14 protein-coding genes are annotated in these 15,647 nt (G+C 48.6%); 8 read left to right on the top strand and 6 right to left on the bottom strand.

Translation table 11 applies throughout. From position 1 onward, the window contains the following. Positions 1–64 precede the first annotated feature (64 nt). Complete coding sequence (gene carB, locus ACR9Y8_RS16565) at positions 65–2,881, bottom strand: carbamoyl-phosphate synthase large subunit (protein ID WP_481214356.1); 2,817 nt, start codon at positions 2,879–2,881, stop codon at positions 65–67. Between the two features lie 275 nt (positions 2,882–3,156). On the opposite strand from carB, the gene ACR9Y8_RS16570 reads away from it, so the two are divergent. Then, positions 3,157–4,194 (top strand): hypothetical protein, encoded by a 1,038-nt coding sequence (locus ACR9Y8_RS16570; RefSeq protein WP_481214357.1) that lies wholly within the window; start codon positions 3,157–3,159, stop codon positions 4,192–4,194. An 87-nt stretch (positions 4,195–4,281) separates the two neighbouring features. Here ACR9Y8_RS16570 and ACR9Y8_RS16575 read toward each other — a convergent pair whose 3' ends face one another. Together ACR9Y8_RS16575 and ACR9Y8_RS16580 are read right to left on the bottom strand one after the other, a co-directional pair. After that, on the bottom strand, positions 4,282–5,511 hold the full coding sequence (locus ACR9Y8_RS16575) for an MFS transporter (RefSeq protein ID WP_481214358.1): 1,230 nt from the start codon (positions 5,509–5,511) through the stop codon (positions 4,282–4,284). Between the two features lie 36 nt (positions 5,512–5,547). Then, positions 5,548–6,294, bottom strand: coding sequence for a DeoR/GlpR family DNA-binding transcription regulator (locus ACR9Y8_RS16580; RefSeq protein WP_481214359.1), 747 nt, complete (start codon positions 6,292–6,294; stop codon positions 5,548–5,550). Between the two features lie 95 nt (positions 6,295–6,389). Here ACR9Y8_RS16580 and ACR9Y8_RS16585 point away from each other — a divergent pair, with 95 nt between their 5' ends. Further along, entirely contained in the window at positions 6,390–6,908 is a 519-nt protein-coding gene (locus ACR9Y8_RS16585; RefSeq protein ID WP_481214360.1) for a 5' nucleotidase, NT5C type, read from the top strand. Here ACR9Y8_RS16585 and ACR9Y8_RS16590 read toward each other — a convergent pair whose 3' ends face one another. Beyond that, positions 6,909–7,439, bottom strand: a complete 531-nt coding sequence (locus ACR9Y8_RS16590; RefSeq protein WP_481214361.1) for a hypothetical protein — start codon at positions 7,437–7,439, stop codon at positions 6,909–6,911. A 231-nt stretch (positions 7,440–7,670) separates the two neighbouring features. Beyond that, positions 7,671–8,297, bottom strand: a complete 627-nt coding sequence (locus ACR9Y8_RS16595) for a helix-turn-helix domain-containing protein (RefSeq protein WP_481214362.1) — start codon at positions 8,295–8,297, stop codon at positions 7,671–7,673. 415 nt (positions 8,298–8,712) lie between these two features. On the opposite strand from ACR9Y8_RS16595, the gene ACR9Y8_RS16600 reads away from it, so the two are divergent. The 6 genes from ACR9Y8_RS16600 to ACR9Y8_RS16625 all read left to right on the top strand — a co-directional run bounded on the left by ACR9Y8_RS16600 (position 8,713) and on the right by ACR9Y8_RS16625 (position 14,939). Further along, the gene (locus ACR9Y8_RS16600) at positions 8,713–9,006 is read left to right on the top strand and encodes a hypothetical protein (protein ID WP_481214363.1); all 294 of its coding nucleotides are present in this window, start codon (positions 8,713–8,715) and stop codon (positions 9,004–9,006) included. A gap of 93 nt (positions 9,007–9,099) precedes the next feature. After that, positions 9,100–9,627: a hypothetical protein gene (locus tag ACR9Y8_RS16605; RefSeq protein ID WP_481214364.1), complete on the top strand. Its 528-nt coding sequence runs from the start codon at positions 9,100–9,102 to the stop codon at positions 9,625–9,627. A 128-nt stretch (positions 9,628–9,755) separates the two neighbouring features. Continuing rightward, positions 9,756–10,913, top strand: a complete 1,158-nt coding sequence (locus ACR9Y8_RS16610; protein ID WP_481214365.1) for a tetratricopeptide repeat protein — start codon at positions 9,756–9,758, stop codon at positions 10,911–10,913. A gap of 37 nt (positions 10,914–10,950) precedes the next feature. Beyond that, a complete protein-coding gene (gene acs, locus ACR9Y8_RS16615; RefSeq protein ID WP_481214366.1) occupies positions 10,951–12,864 on the top strand; it encodes an acetate--CoA ligase in 1,914 nt (637 codons plus the stop codon). A 104-nt stretch (positions 12,865–12,968) separates the two neighbouring features. Continuing rightward, on the top strand, positions 12,969–13,964 hold the full coding sequence (locus ACR9Y8_RS16620; protein ID WP_481214367.1) for a hypothetical protein: 996 nt from the start codon (positions 12,969–12,971) through the stop codon (positions 13,962–13,964). A gap of 27 nt (positions 13,965–13,991) precedes the next feature. Beyond that, positions 13,992–14,939, top strand: coding sequence for an alpha/beta hydrolase (locus ACR9Y8_RS16625; protein WP_481214368.1), 948 nt, complete (start codon positions 13,992–13,994; stop codon positions 14,937–14,939). Here ACR9Y8_RS16625 and ACR9Y8_RS16630 read toward each other — a convergent pair whose 3' ends face one another. Beyond that, complete coding sequence (locus tag ACR9Y8_RS16630) at positions 14,940–15,503, bottom strand: L,D-transpeptidase family protein (RefSeq protein WP_481214369.1); 564 nt, start codon at positions 15,501–15,503, stop codon at positions 14,940–14,942. Positions 15,504–15,647 lie beyond the last annotated feature (144 nt).

The following is a 15,647-nucleotide window of genomic DNA, read 5'->3' on the forward strand; positions in this document are numbered from 1 at the left end:
AAATAAAAAAGAAAAAGACGCGAATTAACACCCGCGTCTTTTTTTATTTTCTCTTTTTTACTTTTTACTTGCTCAGATACATACTCTTTTCTTTATACAGCTGCCTGAAGTAAGGATCGCGCAGGTCCTTGATGAACCGGATCGCTTCCCCGGTAGATTTCATCTCAGGGCCCAGCTCTTTGTTCACACCCGGGAACTTATTGAAAGAGAATACGGGTTCCTTAATGGCAAAGCCATCCAGTTTCTTCTCTATCGTAAAGTCCTGCAGTTTGTTGGCGCCCAGCATTACTTTGGTAGCAATGTTCAGGTAAGGCACCTGGTAAGCTTTTGCAATAAAAGGCGTGGTGCGTGAAGCGCGTGGGTTGGCTTCAATCACATATACCTTTCCGTTCTTGATAGCAAACTGTATGTTGATCAGGCCGCGGATATCCAGTGCACGGGCAATTTTCTCTGCATAATACTCCATGGTAGTTACTTCCATGGGGCTCAGGTTGAAGGCAGGTAACACGGCGTTACTGTCGCCGCTGTGAATGCCCGCCGGTTCTATATGCTCCATAACGCCCATCACGTGGAAGTCTTCCCCGTCAAAGATGGCGTCTATCTCGGCCTCCTGGCAGCGGTCCAGGAAGTGGTCAATCAGGATCTTGTTACCGGGCAGGTGCTTTAACAGGCTGATCACCGCCTTTTCCAGCTCTTCCTCGTTGATCACGATACGCATGCGTTGGCCGCCCAGTACATAGCTGGGGCGCACCAGCACAGGGTAGCCTACTTCCTTGGCCACTTCAATGGCTTCATCGGTAGTATAAGCGGTGCCGTAGCTTGGATAAGGAATGTTCAGTTCTTTCAGCAGGTCGGAGAAACGGCCGCGGTCTTCAGCAATGTCCATGTTATCAAAGGAGGTGCCGATGATGCGGATGCCTTTTTCTTCCAGGCGTTTCGCCAGCTTCAGCGCGGTTTGTCCGCCCAGCTGTACGATCACTCCTTCCGGTTTCTCCAGCTCAATGATCTCCCACAGGTGCTCCCAGAATACCGGCTCAAAGTACAGTTTGTTGGCCATGTCAAAATCTGTTGACACAGTTTCCGGGTTACAGTTCACCATGATGGCGTCGTAACCGCATTCCTGTATAGCCTGCAGGCCGTGGGTGCAGCAGTAGTCAAACTCGATACCCTGGCCGATACGGTTAGGACCGGAGCCCAGTACGATCACTTTCTTCCTTTCAGAAGGTATGCTTTCGTTCTGCTGGTCAAAAGCGGAGTAGAAGTAAGGCGTTCTTGCTTCAAACTCTGCGGCGCAGGTATCTACCATTTTATAGGTACGCGTAATGCCCAGGGCTTTACGCTTCTCGTATACTTCTTCTTCTGTAAAGTCGCCAAAGAGGTGCGCCAGCTGTTTGTCTGAGAAGCCCATTTGTTTGGCTTCGCGCAGCAGCTCAGTGGGAACGCTTTGCAGATCGTGCTCCAGCAGCTGTTTTTCCAGGTTCACGATGTCGTTGATCTGGTACAGGAACCAGCGATCTATATGGGTCAGTTGCTGGATGGTCTTTACAGATACACCTTCCATCAATGCGTCCTTGATACGGAAGATACGGTCCCAGGTAGGCGTTTTCAGCCTTTCCAGCAGCTGATCGCTCTTCATGAGTGATTTGCCGTAATAACCCAGGCCGATGGCTTCGTTCTCCAGGCTCTGGCAGGCTTTCTGGATGGCTTCGGGGAAGGTACGCCCGATGGCCATTACCTCGCCTACGGATTTCATCTGCAGGCCCAGTGTTTCGTCTGCGCCTTTGAACTTGTCGAAGTTCCAGCGGGGCACTTTCACGATCACATAGTCCAGTGCAGGCTCAAAGCAGGCAGAAGTATTGCCGGTGATCTGGTTGTTCAGCTCATCCAGTGTATAGCCGATAGCCAGTTTGGCGGCTATCTTGGCGATGGGATAACCGGTGGCTTTAGAAGCCAGCGCAGAAGAGCGGCTTACACGGGGATTTATTTCGATGGCGATGAGCTCTTCGTTCTCAGGGTTCAGTGCGAACTGCACGTTACAGCCCCCGGCAAAGTTGCCCAGGTCGCGCATCATCATCATGGCTTTATTCCGCATGTCCTGGTAAGCGGTATCGCTCAGGGTCATGGCGGGCGCTACGGTGATGGAGTCTCCGGTGTGCACACCCATAGGATCCAGGTTCTCCACCGTACAGATGATCACCACGTTGTCGTTCTTATCGCGCAGCAGCTCCAGCTCAAACTCTTTCCAGCCCAGTACTGCTTTTTCTACCAGTACTTCGTGGATGGGAGATGCCTGCAGGCCGCGGTTCAGTGCTTCATCCAGCTCGTCCTTGCTGTGCACAAAACCACCGCCGGTACCGCCTAATGTAAATGAAGGGCGTATTACCAGCGGAAAGCCTATCTCCTGGGCAAACTCCTTTCCTTCCAGGTAAGAGTTGGCTGTTCTAGCGGGCGCCACAGGAATTTTCAGTTCGATCATCCACTGGCGGAACAATTCACGGTCTTCTGCTTTGTTAATGGCTTTAATGTCTACCCCGATCAGGCGCACATTATACTTTTCCCAGATACCCAGCTCGTCTGCCTCTTTACAAAGATTCAGCGCGGTTTGTCCGCCCATGGTAGGCAGTACAGCATCTATCTGGTTCTCTTCCAGTATCTGCTCTATACTTTCCACCGTAAGGGGCAACAGGTAAACCCTGTCGGCCATCATGGGATCCGTCATGATAGTTGCCGGATTAGAGTTGATCAGTATCACCTTTATCCCTTCTTCCCGTAAAGAACGGGCTGCCTGGGAACCGGAATAGTCAAATTCGCAAGCCTGACCAATAATGATAGGACCAGAACCGATAATGAGAACAGATTTGATAGATGAGTCTTTTGGCATTTGTTATAATCTATTGAAAATGAAAAACCCTGTTGATTTTCATGCCAAGCGATGGACAAAAAAAATCGTGCAAAATTAAGCGTTTCAAAGTATAGTGGGGAAATAAAATTTTTCGGATGGCCCGGAAAACTTCTTTTCCCTAAGCGCTTGATTTAAAACGTACTATTATATGTTGCAGTATTATTCACATTTTCACAACATAAAGCATTAGTATAAATAGCCATGTAAAAGAATATCTTTGCGCGGTAAATTTTATTTAAAACAACCTACTAACTATGAAGAAACTCTTTCTGTTCTTGTTAACCGCCGGTATAGCCCTTTATGCCTGTAAAAAAGACAACGACAATGAGGACAACACCATTAAACAAATTGACCCGGCCAATGCCCAGGAACTAACTGCCGCTGTAAAGGTATTTCATGGCACTAACGTGGCTGGCGCCGCGCCACAGGCCAGCGGAACCGGAGCTCCGGTATTGGCTGCTTCGTCCAACAATCAGTCGGTAATGGCGATCAACGGCCGTTATGCCGTGATCACCCCGGAAGTAGAATCAGGCGACATTTCAGGTTACTATGTAAAAGTAACCGGGGCAGACTCCTACTTCAAGGTAGATTATTCCAAACCTGTCAATGGCCGTAAAAAGCCTGCTTCGCAGTCTGGCCTGTTCAAAATAACAGGCGGCAATGCGGATTCTGCTATTGTTATTGTGCTGCCGGTAAATGTAAAGCCGGGTACTTTCTGTGTAGAGTACGCCGCTTATGACGCTCAGAACCGTATCAGCAACCTGATCAAAGCCTGCGTTACCGTTATTGCTGCCGGAACAGATGAGAGCGGAAAAGCGATCCTGGGCAGCTGGAGACTAAACCGGGAGAAAACGGACGGCGTATGGGAGGATCCTTACAAGGCTGACAGCTCATTCAACCAATATGCCTGCTCCGGGGATACGCTGGTACCTTGCACACCAAACTATACCAATTGCAGAAGCATTGCCTACGTTATCAACCAGGAGGAAACAGATGAAGTGACCTTTACCGATAATGGCAGGTATGAATCCCTGTACGCGGACAAATCAATGTACATTTCGCTGGATCACAGCCCTTGTAACAACCCGAAATATAATACCCATTCTGATAGCGTTACGGACACTGGCGGATGGTCTTACAACGCAACTACTAAAAAGCTGACCCTCATTTATGATTACGATGATGGCGAGCCTAACTACGATGCGATTATCATCTCAATAGTGGAACTGAGCAGCAGCAAACTGGTATTTGAGAACGAACATGACGAGCAGTTCGAATACGTGAGGAAATAAGCAGTAATTGTCAAATACATAAAAAGTCCCGGTAACAACTTACCGGGACTTTCTATTTTATTATATGGCTTGAACTAAACGTTTCCTTTATGCTTTTACCCTGCTACCCATAATGGCGATACAGGTGCCCATTAATGCGATAATGGAGAAAGAAATGCTCAGGCTGGATGCCTGTGCCACAAACCCGATAAGCGGCGGGCCCACCAGGAAGCCCAGGTAACCAATGGTGGATACGGCGGCCAGCGCCATTCCAGCAGACATTGTTTTTGACTTTCCTGCAGCGCTATACACCAGCGGCACTACTGAAGATACGCCTGCCCCTACCAACAGGAACCCGAATATGGCGCTTGCAAAATAGGGTAGCAATACCGCTATTAACAGGCCCGATGCAGTTAACGCACCGCTGAGCTGCAATACTCTCCTGGCGCCTAAACGGGTAGTCAGCCAGTCGGCTATAAAGCGGAAGGATGCCATGGTGCTCATAAAGGCCGCATATCCTACACCAGCCATACCATCCGGCGCCTTTATCACTTTCTTGAAGTATACCCCGCTCCAGTCAAACATAGTGCCTTCGCATATCATAGAGCAGAAAGCGATCACACCCAGTATGATCAGCGGCCATAGCATACGCAGTTTCCTTTTGGCCCAGATATAACGCATCCTGGCCAACACTGCGGGGTGTCTCCATCTGTTCACGAACTTAACGGTACGTCTTATAGCCCGCTCCCATATTGACATCGTCGCCTTTTTCATCTCCACCTCTTTATGAGGTATAATATGTCTTCCGCTTAAGGCTACGATAATAACGCCCATTACAGTGATCAGCAGGAAATGCTGATAAGGCACTATTTCCTGCCCCGCCATCAGCGCGCCGATTGCTGCCCCTGTAAAACCGGCAAGGCTCCACAGGCCATGAAAGGAGGCCATTACCGTTCTGCCGTACATTTCTTCTACTGCTACTGCCTGCGTGTTTACCGCTATGTTGGCCAGGTTTCCTGTAAAACCGAACAACATCAGCACGGCAAACAATTGCCAGGACGCCTGCACCATGCCCAGTACCGGTAGCACAATAGCATACAGCAGTCCGGCAACCAGCACTACCTGCTTGCTGCCAAAACGGCTTACCAGGTAGCCCGCCACGGGCATAGAGATCATTGAGCCAATAGGAAGCGCCAGCAATACACCGCCCAAACCACCTTCGCTGAGGTGCAGCGACTGCTGTATGGCTGGTATACGGGAAGCCCAGCTGGCAAAACACAGTCCCGTCAAAAAAAATAGGGAGCTTACTGCAATACGGGCCACTCTTTTTGAAGACATAGCATTAACCGATAAGGATTGCAACATGTTGTTATTTTATATCACTTTAATACCTAACTTTTGATACGGCGCTATCAATTCCGGCTCTAAACGATCGGTAATAATAGTATCCAGTTCTGTCAGGTCACATACTTTAAATGCTTCTGCGGTGCCCATCTTGTCGCTGGTAGACAGCGCGATGACACGGCTGCCCGCCTGCACCATGGCATATTTCAGTTCAGATTCGCCGAGATCAATGTTCGTTACCCCCGCATCAGGATGCAGGCTGCAGATGCCCAGGAAGCAAATATCAGCTCTTACCCTTTCAAACATCCGGATGGTATCCAGCCCGGAGGTGATCTGTGAGCTTTTGAACACCCGGCCCCCGGTAAGGATCACTTCCACAGTGGGATGCTCTATCAGCTGCATGGCAATGGGCACACTATTGGTGATCACGGTAAGCCGCAGGTTGGGAGGGAACATTTTTACCAGTGTATAGGTAGAAGTGCCGCCGTCCATAATAACGGTCTGCCCGTCGTGCAGGAAAGACAAAGCCTTGCCCGCAATGGTGCGTTTATCATCTTCATGTAAGCCTATACGATCTTTAAAAGAATAAGGATGAGGGGAATGGGGAATAGCGCCGCCCCTGACTTTGATGAGCAAGCCGTTTTGTGCCAGTACTTCCAGGTCGCGGCGTACAGTATCTTCAGAAACGTGCAGATCATTGCTCAATTCCGTCTGTAATACCTTATGATCGGTCTTCAGTTTCTTCAGTATATAATCCAGGCGCTCTTCTTTCAGCATGTTCTTGCTATTTTCTGCAATATTATGTAATTATTTGCAATAATCTACTATGAGGAACGAATTTAAATGCATAATTTCGCACAAAACAGCAAGATATGGCAAGAATTGCAATTGACATGGATGGCGTAATGGCAGACAGTACTCAGCAGTATATAGACTGGTATGCAGCGCGTTATGGCGTTAAAGTAGAGAAAGCAACCCTTTTGGGTAAGCCGGAAACCAGCGGGTTCCCCCTGGAAGGAGTGGTACGCCAGTTCCTTTACACCCCCGGCTTCTTCCGTACCAAACCGGTGATCCCTGGTGCACAGGAAGTAATTAAGGCCCTGCAGGATAAACATGAAGTGTATATCGTTTCCGCGGCCATGGAGTTTCCGCAGTCACTTTCTGAAAAGCTGGCCTGGCTGGAGGAGTATTTCCCCTTTATCAGCTGGCATAATATCGTTTTCTGCGGTTATAAGAATATTGTGGATGCAGATTATATGATCGATGATCATATCAAGAACCTGAGCGTCTTTAAAGGACAGCCCCTCCTGTTTACCGCTCCGCATAACGTGAACGTAGAAGGCTTCAAAAGGGTAAATACCTGGGAAGAGGTAGGCCAGCTGTTATTATGATCAGTCCTGCTGGTCTTCCTCAAAAACAGGCGGTGTATACATCACCCCTGCACGGTTATTGAACCAGGTGTAGGGATAATAATCCGGGTTACTCACAAACCCGGCCTTTACGGGCGCAGTAAGCATCCTTGCTTCAAAGGCCTCGTATTCCTCCCTGGATGCAACGGGCAGGTGCTCGATATTGCGCCACAGCACATCATACCCGTTATTGTGGCGGTTCACAAAACATTCGAACCATTCCTTCCTTTCGTCCTGCTGGTCGGCCCGGAGGCTTTCGCAGAGGTCTATCGCGGTGTCCTTGATAAAATCCTGCATCCACACCGTGAGCGGTACTCTAAAGGGCTGGATCAGCAGCATTACCTGGTCTGGCAACAGTAGATGACTCCTGATGATGATCTGGTGTTCTTCATGCGCTGCGTTCAGGTGACGGGCAATGATGGCAGAATAACGCGGGCGAGTCAACAGGTTAGGCCTTCCCATTACGGCCATGGATATAAACCAGGTTTCTGGAAATTGCGGGGTGCTTGACATAATCAACAGTTTTTGAATCAGGATGAGTGGCCAGATATCAAAAGTATCTTTGGGCTATACAAACCTAAACAAAAATTGTTACTTGTAGCAATTAATGTGTTGTATCAATCTTATTAAGATCAATATCTTTATTGTGTTGGGATAAAAAATCAGGTCATTACATTTTTGTATACAGAATATAAATATTTCAGGGGTGGTTAACTTTCCGGAAGCGTGGTAAAGGTTTAGTGCTTATACTTTTTTGGAACGGCTTTGCTTGCGCAATTGTACAATATCCTTTTTGAAAGTATCCAGAGTCTCCTTTAGCGCATTATGCTGCTTTAACAGCTGGTTGTAGTCTTCCAGCAAGCGGTAATATTTTTCCCGCATTGCCAGCAGCTCATCAGGATCCGCGGTTCGTACATCCTCTACCGTGTTGGGATGCAGGAAAGCAGTCTCTGTGATCTCCAGTGCCTTTGTTACTACTTCCATCTCCCCAGGTTCAAACAATGCTTTTTCGAACAGGTTGTACATGGTTCTCCTGCTCATGTCTAAACGTCTGGCCAGTTTGCTCTTATTCAGGCCTTTCTCCTCTATCAGTTCCGTAAATCGTTGACCGTGATGCGCGACAGTAGTTACCTGTCCCTTGCCACCCTTCACCACTACCATATTGTTCCACTGGTAAAACTCTTCTGCGCTGATCCCTACAAGCGCGCAGAAACGTTCCAGGGTAGATCTTTTCATATCGCTTTTTCTGAGGTGATAGTGCGCTATCTGGTTAGTGAAGCCTGCCATTCTTGCGAAGTCAACAATCTTTATTTTTCTCTGTTTGAGGATTTGCTTTAAGCGCTGGCCCATGTGGATTAACCCGTGCTGCATGGTAAACTAAATTTTTTACACTTTTTGTTTATGTCAGTTTTTCATAGTATATCATTATTACAATATAAATAATTCCTATTTCAATCAGCGAATTAAAATTTCGCAACAATAAGAAAAATATCATTAACGGCAAGGGATACTCTTTGCTAAATCAACCTGCTGCAATATATCGGGCGCTTAAGCTGTTATAAAAATTATCCACAAAACAATCCACATTTCCCGGAGATCAGCCATGAGAGCAGATTAGCAGCGTATTGGCGAAATGATAAAATAATCAGATAAAAATATTATGGTTCAGATCATTATCAATATATTTGCTGATACTAAAGCAGGCAGTTATCTTTTAACATTGATGTATTATTAATTAAACCATCCAGTATTTTATTTGACATCAAACAGCCAAAACCTTGAGACCATGAAGAAGTTAGTACCTCAAACGCCGGTGCCTGTTAATATGCTGCAGGATATCCACTCCAGCCTGATCAATCTTCCTATCCGCTTCCGCGAGAAAGTATGCGAAGAATGTTCCTGGAGCGTGCCCACCTTTTACCGCAAAATGCGCGGGTTCGACAAACCAGCCGAAGCAAGCCGCAAAATGGTGCCCGCCCTCAGCAACGCAGAAAAAGAAAAGATCGTTGCCGTAATGGATGAAGTGTTCCGCGAATTCTGGGAACGCGGCGACAAATACCGTAAAAAGTCCCAGCCCTGATCCTGCAGGCCAAAGAAGGGTTAACACGAAAGATATATGGTATGGTGGCAGGTGAATAATTATCTTGCACCAGTTTTTACAAGAACAATACCTATGAAAAAATTCTTCGGGTTATCCATCTTCGCTGCATTTATTGCGCTATTTACAATGCAGGTAGGCTTCGTTTCCTGCTCAAAAGACAATGACACCATTACCGTACGCGACACTGTAAAGGTGACCGATACCGTTAAAATTGAACCGGTAGACACCACTGTGACCGCACAGATCCTGACAGCCAATGGCTGGAAGATCCAGGAAACAAGAGGTGTTACAGGTAATGCTGTAGTATACTACAAAAGGGGCGGCGCCACCAATACACAGAGCTTTGATAACGAGTACATTACTTTCAAAGCAGATAAAACAGGTACCTACACCGACAACAATGGCGGCCAAAGCGCCCTTACCTGGGATTTTAGTAACGCACAGAATACCACGCTCACCGTTACTGTAAACTTTCCCAACGGTACTGTTGTGCTGACCTGGGACCACCTTTGCTATAAGAATAAGAGTATTAAATACGAAGAATTCTATACCAACAAAGGTGTCAACTCTCACGCATACGTAGTAAGAATACCTAAATAATTTTACGCATCTTCAATAAAAAGAAAGAGGGTACTGGCCAGTACCCTCTTTCTTTCATAATAACTACTATAACTAAATCTTTCGTTTTATTAAACTAAATACTTAGTTTTACGAAAAGATGCTTTACCATGTGCAAACCTATTCTCTTCCTGCTGTTATTGACAAGCTGTTATGACTTGCCCGCCTATGCACAACAGCAGGATACTATAGACAAGTCGCTGGTGGTAACCTGGTTCCAGGACCAACAGTATGAACAGGCCGCCGGCTACCTGCAAAGCCGGGTAAACCCTGCCAATACCCAGCACCTGGCCCTCCTGGGTTATGCGTACTATCAATGGGGCAAATGGCCTGAAACGATTCATACCTACCAGCAGATCCTGCAGGTGGACAGCCAGCATATCTCTGCCCATCAGTACCTCGCGGCTATCTATATGCAGCAGGAAAACCCCTTGCAGGCCATCCCCCACTATCAAAAGCTGATCAGTCTTCGCCCGCAGCAGGCCCTTTATTACCGGCAGCTCAGCTTCGCCTATTTCGCTGCCCGGCTAAGCGATAGTGGCTTTATCTGCCTGCAAAAAGCCTATATCCTTAACCCCTCCGATCCCAAGGTAGTGGCCCGCCTCGCAGAAGAATGGATGGATCAGCAACGCTATGCCGCTGCCGACAGTGTATTGCAAACCTACCTGGCCACCGATTCCCTGCAAACATCCGTCATCATCCCCGCCATTAAAAACGCCTTTTACCGGAAAGACTATGCCCACGCCATTGCACTGGGCCAGCGCCTTATCCGCCTGAAGGTCATCTCCGCTACCGCCTATACCTATGTAGCCGCCGCCTGTTACTATAACAGGCAGTACCAGGAATGCATATACGTAAATGATTTCCTGACTACCCAGCAATTAAACAGCGAAGCTACCATGTACTACGCAGCCATGGCTTATAGCGCATTAAAAGACTATCCCCGCAGCAATGCGCTCCTGCAATTATGTATCGACCTTGCCAAATCAAAAAGCCTGGACGATTATTACACCGCCATGGGCGCCAACTATGAAAACCTGGGATCTTATAAAAAGGCCACCGCCTGCCTGGATACCGCCTACTACCTCTTCCACAGTCCCCTTCGCCAGTATAGCATTGCCCGCATTTATGACCAGCACTTACAGGATCCTGGTGCGGCCAAACGCTATTACCGCCGCTACCTCCTGCTGGCGGGGCCCAAAGAAGAAGACCCTGCAGTTTCCAAATATGTGCAGAGACGGCTGGGAGAAATGGAGAAAAGAAAATAAATTTACTCTCCGTTGTAACCAAAAAACAAAAGCAGCTATGGCCTACCCGTATCAGATCAAGAATTTTGACGACTATCAGCAAGCCTATCACCAAAGCGTAGTGGATCCGGAAGGTTTTTGGGCCAATGTGGCCGAGACCTTTATGTGGCGGCGCAAATGGGATAAGGTGCTGGAATGGAACTTTAAAGAACCAAACATCAAATGGTTCCAGGGCGGAAAACTGAATATTACGGAAAACTGCCTCGATCGTCATCTGGGCTCTTTAGGCAATACTCCTGCTATCATCTGGGAACCCAACGACCCCGAAGAGCGTCACCGCATTCTCACCTATCGTGAACTGTATAACAAGGTATGCCAGTTTGCCAACGTATTGAAGAATAACGGCGTTAAAAAAGGCGATCGCGTCTGTATCTACATGGGCATGATTCCCGAACTGGCCATTGCCGTACTGGCCTGCGCCCGTATCGGGGCCATCCACTCCGTGGTATTCGGCGGCTTCAGCGCACAGTCTATTGCAGACAGGATCCAGGATGCGCAATGCAGCCTGGTGATCACCTGCGATGGCGCTTTCCGCGGCAATAAAGACATTCCGCTCAAATCTGTAATAGACGATGCCCTGATGGCCTGCCCCAGCGTAAAACGGGTGATCGTTTGTACGCGTACCCGCACGCCGGTGAGCATGCTCAAAGGCCGCGACGTGTGGTGGGAAGATGAGATCAAGGCAGTAGAAACCCAGGGCAACCCGCCCTGCTCTGCAGAAGAAATGGATGCGGAAGATATGCTGTTCATTCTCTACACCTCCGGCAGTACCGGCAAACCCAAAGGCGTGGTACACACCTGCGGCGGGTATATGGTATACGCCAATTACACCTTTGTAAACACCTTCCAGTACCAGCCCGGCGAAGTGTACTTCTGTACCGCCGACATCGGCTGGATCACGGGTCATAGCTATATCCTCTACGGGCCGCTGAGCGCAGGCGCCACCACCCTCATGTTTGAAGGCATCCCTACCTGGCCCGACGCCGGCAGGTTATGGGATATTACCGATAAGTTCAGGGTAAACATCCTCTATACCGCGCCTACCGCTATCCGCAGCCTCATGGGCTTTGGCCTGGGCCCCGTGAATCATAAAGACCTCAGCTCTCTCCGTAAACTGGGCAGCGTAGGTGAGCCAATCAACGAAGAAGCATGGCACTGGTTCAAAACACAGATAGGTAAAGATAAATGCCCGATCGTAGATACCTGGTGGCAAACAGAGACGGGCGGTATCATGATCACGCCCATAGCAGGCATTACCAAAGAAAAGCCCGGGTATGCCACCCTGCCTTTGCCGGGCATCCAACCCGTACTGGTAGACGAGAACGGAAAAGAGATCAGCGGCAATGGCGTGAACGGCAACCTCTGTATCAAATTTCCCTGGCCCGGTATGCTGCGCACTACCTATGGCGATCATGAGCGCTGCCGCAAAACATACTTCGCTACCTACGAGAATCTCTACTTCACGGGCGACGGCTGTCTGCGCGATGAAGATGGCTTCTACCGCATTACCGGCCGTGTGGATGATGTACTGAACGTAAGCGGTCACCGTATCGGCACCGCCGAAGTGGAAAACGCTATCAACATGCACGCCGGCGTAGTAGAAAGCGCAGTAGTAGGCTACCCGCACGATATTAAAGGGCAGGGTATCTACGCCTACGTGATCGCGGAAAAGGCCACCCACGATCCTGAGCTGACTAAAAAAGATATCATACAGACCGTGTCCCGCATAATCGGGCCTATTGCCAAACCGGATAAGATCCAGTTTGTAAGCGGGCTTCCGAAAACACGCTCCGGTAAGATCATGCGCCGCATCCTGCGCAAGATAGCAGAAGGCGAGCTGGATAACCTGGGCGATACCTCTACCCTGCTGGATCCGGCAGTGGTAGAAGAGATCAAACGCGGAAAGCTGTAAGGAAGTTGACAGTTGTCAGTTAACAGTTGTCAGTAGTTTTCCTTCGGCATTAGGTAACTGTCGACTGATAACTGTCAACTGTCAGCTTTGATATACCAGCGCCTATGAACAGAAACACCTGGCACTTATTTACCCGTCACTGGGGGCGGCCGTTTGCCATCATGCTGGCGGTACTGGCTGTTGTGTATACCGCTTATTTCTTTTACAGTCACCGTGTTGCTGCCCAGCACCTCTCTTTGCTGCTACTGCTCAAATTACTGCTGCTGGTGCTATTGTATGCCGCCATTGTGTGCCTGAATGCGGCCGTTTTCTTTGCAGCCGGCATTGCAGGCCGGGAATTGGCCAGGGCCTGGTACCAGCAGCCGGTAAGATTGTTCCCCGGCTTTTTGCTCATCCTGTTGCCACTGTCATTGGCAACCTTTCTGCTTGCTGCTTTTGTAAAACCGTCGCTATCATTACAGCAGTCCAGGTTGTTGCCAAAAACCGCTACAGCGCCATCCGATACCTTAGGGCTTTTTTCCTTATACAACGCAACAAAACCGCTGCATAAAGAACTGGCTGCCCCCAGGAAACAACTGATAGACTCGATCAGTAAATACATCTCCCGGGAACAGGCATATGCCCTTACCTGGCTGGATACCCTGGCAGCTGTAGGCATCAGCCCACAGGAAGTGGACTGGCAGCAGTTCAACGGACTTGGCTACTCCTGGTACGGGTTTCACCCGCCAGGCACCTATGCCCTCCTGGAAAATATACACCGCATACAAGGTCAGATCGATCTTATCGTAGAACAGCGCTGGAGATGTTTTCAGCAACCCATCTATCTCCTGCTGTTCTTCTCCCTGGGCCTCTTTTTAGGCGCCTGCTTTCTCAGGTATCCTTTGTGGGCGCTCTTATTTTTCGCGACAGTGGTGTACTTTGTATACCTGCTGATGATCAGCGAGGGGATTGAAAACGCAGCAAAGAAAGACAATTTTGCTTCCTGGCTGGTTTATCTCCTGCCAGTATGCATCGTGCTGGCTGCCTGTGTGATCCTGTATTACTTCATCCGGACTACTTTTAAACCCAGTTCTCCCATCCGGCGCATACGGCTTCGTTAAGCGATCGTCCTTACCTTTGTATTGTTTATGAAATACCTGAAACGTTCACTCCGCATCCTCCTTATACTGTTGATCGTGTTCAACGTGATCCTGGCTTTTCACGCCTGGAAATTCACCCATTTCTATGATGATGCGGGGCATCGCAATAAGCGCCCGGAACAGATGAACACCTGGGAAAAAACACAAACCATCCTGTTTGGCGTGGATCTCTCTAAACCAGTGCTCAGCGCCTTTCCGCAGGTAAGCTATGAAATGGTGTATCTCAAAACCGATAATGGTTTAAGATTGGAAGGCTGGTGGATTCCTGCCGCCCGAAGCGCTAAAGGTACCGTGGTACTATTGCACGGCTATGGCAGCAACAAAGGCGCTAAACTGCCAGAGGCCATGTATTTCCGGGAGCAGGGATATAATACTTTCCTCCTCGATTTCAGGGCCCATGGTAACAGTGATGGCCATACCTGCAGCGTGGGCTATAAGGAAGCGGAAGATGTAAAGCTGGCATATGATTATGTGCGTAAGCGAACCACGCAACCGGTGATACTCTGGGGCATGAGCATGGGCGCCGTTGCTATTTTAAAAGCTGTGCCGCAATATCATCTGCAGCCAGATAAAGTGATCCTGGAAGCGCCTTTCGCCACTTTAACTGATGCCGTAAAAAGCCGCATGTGGGCCGTGCACATGCCCGGCACTCCCTTTGCCCAGCTCATTACTTTCTGGGGCGGTATAGAACAGGGTTTCTGGGCACTTGGCTATAAACCCGCCAGCTACGCCAGGGATCTACATATGCCAGTATTGCTTTGCTGGGGACGGGGGGATATCCGCGTAATGGAACACGAAACCAACAGCATCTTCCACCAGCTGGGCAGTGCAGATAAAAAGCTCGTTGTGTTTGAGCACTCCGGGCACCAGTCTTTTTACAGGAATGAAAAGGAAAAATGGACGGCTGCAGTCAACGCCTTCCTGGATAAGCAATGATCAGCGGCGTATTACCACGGGCGTTCCTATCTTAAGCAGTTCATACAGCTCGTTCACATCTGCATTTTTCATACTTACACAACCCAGTGTCCAGTTAATGCGACTGTCTACATAAGCGTCGCGTATACCGGAGCCATACTCCACGCCATGAATACCGATACCACCGCCGATATCTGCGTTGGGACCAACCAAACCTTGCTGCTGGCGTTGATGGAATTTAGCCCAGGAAGCTTCATTGGGATAATCAAGTAACATGAACCTGCTCCAGCGGCCGTCATAACGTTTGGCCTGGATATGGAACGTGCCTTCGGGCGTCTGGCGGTCGCCCTGTATCAGCTTATCAGCCAGCTCGCGGCTCCCGAACACAACTTTATAGATCTTGCGTAATTTGACATCTTCATAAAGATACAAGCGGTAATCGCTTTTATCTACCAGCAGGAAAACTTTGTCGGCATCAATATCATCCGGCCTCAGTTTTACGGTGTACAACCCGCTCTCATTATTAAACCCGCTTAAGGGTATCAACAATAGCAGCAATAAGCTAAACCAACTACAACGCGGCATCTCACAAGGGCTTTTTAGTATTAGGATAACGAAGGTTTTAACACTTTATTGTGAGGCACAAAAGTAAAAAAGTAAAAATAAAAAAGTAAAAGGGCGCAGAGATCATCCGCGCCCTTTTACTTTTTTATTTTTTAGTTTTTATTT

This window comes from Chitinophaga sp. SVR4-12A (assembly GCF_056754765.1).

Excerpts from the sequence above, each read along its gene's own strand:
- carB (WP_481214356.1), bottom strand. The coding sequence starts at position 2,881 with ATGCCAAAAGACTCATCTATCAAATCTGTTCTCATTATCGGTTCTGGT.
- ACR9Y8_RS16570 (WP_481214357.1), top strand. The coding sequence starts at position 3,157 with ATGAAGAAACTCTTTCTGTTCTTGTTAACCGCCGGTATAGCCCTTTAT.
- ACR9Y8_RS16575 (WP_481214358.1), bottom strand. The coding sequence starts at position 5,511 with ATGTCTTCAAAAAGAGTGGCCCGTATTGCAGTAAGCTCCCTATTTTTT.
- ACR9Y8_RS16580 (WP_481214359.1), bottom strand. The coding sequence starts at position 6,294 with ATGCTGAAAGAAGAGCGCCTGGATTATATACTGAAGAAACTGAAGACC.
- ACR9Y8_RS16585 (WP_481214360.1), top strand. The coding sequence starts at position 6,390 with ATGGCAAGAATTGCAATTGACATGGATGGCGTAATGGCAGACAGTACT.
- ACR9Y8_RS16590 (WP_481214361.1), bottom strand. The coding sequence starts at position 7,439 with ATGTCAAGCACCCCGCAATTTCCAGAAACCTGGTTTATATCCATGGCC.
- ACR9Y8_RS16595 (WP_481214362.1), bottom strand. The coding sequence starts at position 8,297 with ATGCAGCACGGGTTAATCCACATGGGCCAGCGCTTAAAGCAAATCCTC.
- ACR9Y8_RS16600 (WP_481214363.1), top strand. The coding sequence starts at position 8,713 with ATGAAGAAGTTAGTACCTCAAACGCCGGTGCCTGTTAATATGCTGCAG.
- ACR9Y8_RS16605 (WP_481214364.1), top strand. The coding sequence starts at position 9,100 with ATGAAAAAATTCTTCGGGTTATCCATCTTCGCTGCATTTATTGCGCTA.
- ACR9Y8_RS16610 (WP_481214365.1), top strand. The coding sequence starts at position 9,756 with ATGTGCAAACCTATTCTCTTCCTGCTGTTATTGACAAGCTGTTATGAC.
- acs (WP_481214366.1), top strand. The coding sequence starts at position 10,951 with ATGGCCTACCCGTATCAGATCAAGAATTTTGACGACTATCAGCAAGCC.
- ACR9Y8_RS16620 (WP_481214367.1), top strand. The coding sequence starts at position 12,969 with ATGAACAGAAACACCTGGCACTTATTTACCCGTCACTGGGGGCGGCCG.
- ACR9Y8_RS16625 (WP_481214368.1), top strand. The coding sequence starts at position 13,992 with ATGAAATACCTGAAACGTTCACTCCGCATCCTCCTTATACTGTTGATC.
- ACR9Y8_RS16630 (WP_481214369.1), bottom strand. The coding sequence starts at position 15,503 with ATGCCGCGTTGTAGTTGGTTTAGCTTATTGCTGCTATTGTTGATACCC.